This window comes from Ruminococcus sp. CAG:330, from assembly GCF_000437175.1.
GTDB lineage: Bacteria > Bacillota > Clostridia > Oscillospirales > Ruminococcaceae > Ruminococcus_C.
In genome coordinates, this window is the sequence record NZ_FR898036.1 from 36,163 (window position 1) to 41,520 (window position 5,358).

A 5,358-nucleotide genomic window follows, 5' to 3' on the forward strand; every position below is an offset into this window, starting at 1 on the left:
GGGATAACTCCCTGAAGGTGCCTCACGGCGAAGCTGGTATTATTGTAGATGTCAAGATCTTCACCCGTGAGAACTGCGAGGAGCTGTCGCCGGGTGTCAATAAGCTGGTTCGCTGCTACATCGCACAGAAGCGGAAGATCTCTGTGGGCGATAAGATGGCAGGCCGTCACGGCAACAAGGGTGTCGTTTCCCGTATTCTGCCGGAAGAGGATATGCCGTTCCTGCCGGACGGAACACCGCTGGATATCGTTCTGAACCCGCTGGGCGTACCTTCCCGTATGAACATCGGACAGGTTCTGGAAGTGCATCTGGGTATGGCTGCCAAGGCACTGGGCTGGCACGTCATGACACCGGTATTCGACGGCGCGCACGAAGAAGACATCCGTGACTGCTTCCGTGAGGCAAACGAAAGAAATGCGGCGCACCGCAACGATCCGTTTGAACTGAAGCCCATGGATAAGGTCATCAACCCCAAGGCACTGGAAATGAGCGAGGACGGCAAGTTCACGCTGTATGACGGCCGTACCGGTGAAAAGTTCGACAATCGTGTTACTGTCGGCTATATGTATTACCTGAAACTCCACCATCTGGTTGACGATAAGATCCACGCACGTTCCGTTGGCCCGTACTCCCTGGTTACCCAGCAGCCGCTGGGCGGTAAGGCACAGTTCGGCGGACAGCGTTTCGGTGAGATGGAAGTATGGGCGCTGGAAGCATACGGCGCAGCATACACGCTGCAGGAGATCCTGACCGTGAAGTCGGACGACACCATCGGCCGTGTCAGCACCTACGAGGCAATCGTCAAGGGTCAGAATGTTCCGAAGCCGGGCATTCCGGAATCTTTCAAGGTGCTCATCAAGGAGCTGCAGTCGCTGGGTCTGGATGTCAAGGTTCTGGACGGCCAGCAGAATGAGATCGACCTCAAGGCAAACTTCGACGAGGATGACAGCATCATTCCGCAGCCGGTTTCCGCATCCGAAGATGCAGACGAGACCATGAGTTACGATACCGTGGACGACGATATGAAGAATGCCGGTATGTCGTTCCGGGAAGGCGGCTATGACGACGATGACTATGATGACACCGACGGTTATGGCAGCAGCGACGATGATGCAGACGATCTGTTTGGCGACGACTATCTTGGTTCGGATGACATGGGCGACGGAGACAGCGACCTGCTGTAATACCGTTCTCACAGGAAACACAAATATTACGGACTGCTGCGGCGCTGGCGCTGCGGCGAGTCCTCCTCATAGATTGTAGTGGGAGGTAACGGTTTGGAATTTAATACTTTTGAATCCATCAAAATTGGTCTTGCTTCGCCGGAGCGGATTCGTGAGTGGTCTTACGGCGCAGTAGAACGTCCGGAAACCATCAACTACCGGACACAGAAGCCGGAGCGTGACGGCCTTTTCTGCGAACGCATCTTCGGACCGACAAAGGACTGGGAGTGCCACTGCGGAAAGTTCAAGAAGATCCGGTTCAAGGGCAAGGTCTGCGACCGCTGCGGCGTAGAAGTCACACGTGCCAAGGTGCGCCGTGAGAGAATGGGTCACATCGAACTGGCTGCGCCGGTTTCACATATCTGGTATTTCAAGGGGACGCCGTCCCGTATCGGACAGATGCTGGAGATCTCGCAGAAGCATCTGGAAGAAGTGCTCTACTTCACCAAGTACATCGTACTGGATGTGGGCAAGGAGAGCAAGACCGATCTGGTCAAGAAGCAGCTCCTCTCGGAGAAGGAGTACTTCGAATATCGTGAAAAATATAACGACGACTTTGTTGCCGAGATGGGCGCAGAGGCAATTCTCAAGCTGCTGCAGGAGATCGATCTGGATGAACTGTCTGCACAGCTGAAGATGGAGCTGAACGGTCTGCCCTCCGGACAGAAGCGTGTGAAGCTCTTGAAGCGTCTGGAAATCGTCGAGGCATTCCGCCAGTCCGGCAACCGTCCGGAGTGGATGATCCTCACTGTGATTCCGGTTATTCCGCCGGATCTGCGTCCGATGGTCATGCTGGACGGCGGCCGCTATGCGACTTCCGATCTGAACGACCTGTATCGCCGTGTCATCAACCGGAACAACCGCCTGAAGCGGATGCTGGAACTGGATGCGCCGAACATCATCGTCCGCAACGAAAAGCGTATGCTGCAGGAGGCAGTGGATGCCCTTATCGACAACGGCCGTCATGGCAGACCGGTCACCGGCCCGAATAACCGTGCGCTGAAGTCCCTGTCGGATATGCTGAAAGGTAAGCAGGGACGCTTCCGTCAGAACCTGCTGGGTAAGCGTGTAGACTATTCCGGCCGTTCCGTTATCGTTGTCGGTCCTGGCCTGAAAATGTACCAGTGCGGTCTGCCGAAGGAAATGGCGCTGGAGCTGTTCAAGCCCTTTGTGCTGAAGCGGCTGGTAGATACCAAGGTCATCACCAACATCAAGAGCGCACGGAAAATGGTAGACCGTGCTTCCGCTGAGGTTTGGGACGCACTGGAAAATGTTATCCACGACCATCCGGTTCTGCTGAACCGTGCGCCCACGCTGCACCGTCTGGGAATTCAAGCATTCGAGCCGGTTCTGGTAGAGGGCCGTGCGCTGAAGCTGCACCCGCTGGTATGCTCCGCATTCAACGCCGACTTCGACGGCGACCAGATGGCAGTGCACCTGCCGCTGTCCGCTGAGGCGCAGGCAGAGGCAAGATTCCTGATGCTGGCAGCCAATAACCTGCTGAAACCGTCTGACGGACATCCGGTTGCCGTGCCGACACAGGATATGGTACTGGGTTCCTATTACCTGACGCTGGATAAGGACGGCGAAAAGGGCGAGGGCAAGATCTTCCGTGACATCAACGAAGCCATGATGGCATACCACGAGGGCGACGTTTCCATTCACGCCAAGATCAAGGTGCGCATTACCAAGGACATCGGCGAAAAGCGTGTGTCCAAGATCGTGGACTGCACCGTTGGCCGTCTGATCTTCAACGAGAATATCCCGCAGAATCTGGGCTATGTGGATCGTACCAACTCCGACCACCAGTTCGATTTGGAAGTTTCGTTCCTCGTTGGCAAGAAGCAGCTGGGGGACATCATCGACCGCTGTATCAAGATTCACGGCACCACCACGACCTCTGAGGTGCTGGATAAGATCAAGGCAACCGGCTTTAAGTACTCCACCAAGGCAGCCCTGACCGTTGCCGTCTGCGATGCCGAGATCCCGAAGGAAAAGTGGGAGATCGTCAAGGAGGCGGATGCCAAGATCGAGGAGCTGACCGCACAGTACGAGTACGGTTACATCTCTGCGAAGGAAAAGTCCAGCAAGTTCATCGCAATCTGGACAAAGGCAACGGAAGACGTTACCGATGCTCTGATGAACGGTTTGGATAAATATAACCCAATCTTCATGATGGCGGACTCCGGTGCCCGTGGTAGTAAGGCACAGATCCGTCAGCTGGCAGGTATGCGTGGACTGATCGCAAATACCTCCGGTGCGACCATCGAGATGCCGATTCGTTCCAACTATCGTGAAGGTCTGAACATTCTGGAATACTTCATCTCCTCCCGAGGCGCTCGAAAAGGCTTGGCAGATACGGCGCTGCGTACCGCAGACTCCGGTTATCTGACCCGCCGTCTGGTAGACGTTTCTCAGGATGTCATCATTCGGGAGCACGACTGCGGCGCAACCGACGGTCTGCTGGTTTACGAGCTGCGCAGCGGCAATGAATTGATCGAGAAGATGGCAGAGCGTCTGGAGGGACGCTATCTGGTGGACGATCTGTACGATCCCCAGACTGGCGAGCTGATGTTCTCCAAGAACAAGATGATCACCAGCGCCGATGCCAAGAAGATCGTGGACAGCGGCGTGGAATCCATCAAGATTCGCTCCGTTCTCATGTGCCGTGCCAAGAGAGGTGTCTGCGCAAAGTGCTATGGCGCAAACCTGGCAAACGGCAATCTGGTTTCTGTCGGTGAGGCAGTCGGCATCATCGCCGCACAGTCCATCGGTGAGCCGGGTACACAGCTGACCATGCGTACGTTCCATACCGGCGGCGTTGCCGTTGGTACCGGCGGTGACGGCGACATTACACAGGGTCTTCCCCGTGTCGAGGAATTGTTCGAGAGCCGTCATCCGAAGAACGCTGCTATCCTGTCCAAGGAAGACGGTGTGGTGCACATCGAGGAGATCAAGAACCAGCGCACCATCTGGATCACCAGCGACAACGGCGACAAGGAAGGCTATCCCATTCACTATAACTTCAAGATCTGCGTGCTGGAGGGTCAGCGTGTCAAGAAGGGCGACCGCCTGACAGAGGGCAGTATCTTCCCGGGCGACATCCTGAACATTCTGGGCGTACAGGCAGTACAGGATTATATCATCAGCGAAGTACAGAAGGTATACCGTCTGCAGGGTGTTGATATCAACGATAAGCACATCGAGGTTATCGTGCGCCAGATGCTGCGGAAGGTGAAAATCGACGACGCTGGCAGCAGCCAGCTGCTGCCGGGCACCATGGCAGAGCGCAACGAGGTCATGAAGATCAACGAAGAGCTTCAGGCACGGATGGATGCCGGCGAGACCGATCTGTCTGCCGTTACCATCGAGCCGATCCTGCAGGGTATCACCAAGGCAGCGTCCAGCTCTGACAGCTTCCTGTCTGCGGCTTCCTTCCAGGAGACCACAAAGGCACTGACCGATGCGGCAATTCGTGGCAAGAGCGACCACCTGTACGGTCTGAAGGAAAATGTCATCATTGGTAAGCTGATTCCGGCCGGTACCGGTCTGGATATCTACAACGGCGTCAAGGTTGTCAAGAATGACGCCTATCTGGATCACAGCGCAGCCGTTTCGTCCGCACCCATTTCGCCGTCGCCGCTGGGCTAATGGCCATGGGGAAGCGTAGACGCATTCGCTGGAGGCTCCTGCTTTGCAGCCTTTTGAGTCTTTGGATTCTGGCAGTTTCGGGAAATGCACTGACCTGTGCAGCAGAACCTGCGGTACAGACCACGACTTCTGCGGCGGATCCCGCAGAGGACACGGAGGAGGAATCCTCCGGAAAAACCGGAAAAATTCTCAGCTTTCTGGCAATCTTTACAGTTGCCTGCGGCGGTACGGTCTTTCTGGTGATGCGTCCCACCATGAAGAAGCTGAAAGAAGAGAAGCAGGCTCGCAGTGATTCTGCAAAAACCAAATAATCGGGGAGCGTTCCCCTGAAAAAATGCCCCTGCGGATATCGGACTGTTCCGAAGCCGCAGGGGCATTTTGTTTTTGGCTAACAAGAAAGGCTTCCCGCATGCTTGTGCAGGAAGCCTTTGTTTTCGTTTGAAATATCCCGGAAGATACTGTTTAGAGCTTGTGTTCATAGGAA

At 55.4% G+C, this 5,358-nt stretch carries 2 protein-coding genes and 1 pseudogene; all 3 read left to right on the plus strand.

Annotated features, from left to right (window positions below; all coding sequences use genetic code 11):
- Positions 1 to 1,184, plus strand: a pseudogene (locus QZL66_RS04375) (DNA-directed RNA polymerase subunit beta); the annotation flags it as partial.
- Between the two features lie 93 nt (positions 1,185 to 1,277).
- The gene (gene rpoC / locus QZL66_RS04380) at positions 1,278 to 4,874 is read left to right on the plus strand and encodes a DNA-directed RNA polymerase subunit beta' (RefSeq protein WP_022410529.1); all 3,597 of its coding nucleotides are present in this window, start codon (positions 1,278 to 1,280) and stop codon (positions 4,872 to 4,874) included.
- 5 nt (positions 4,875 to 4,879) lie between these two features.
- Positions 4,880 to 5,185, plus strand: a complete 306-nt coding sequence (locus QZL66_RS04385) for a hypothetical protein (protein ID WP_293601853.1) — start codon at positions 4,880 to 4,882, stop codon at positions 5,183 to 5,185.
- The last annotated feature ends 173 nt before the right edge of the window (positions 5,186 to 5,358 follow it).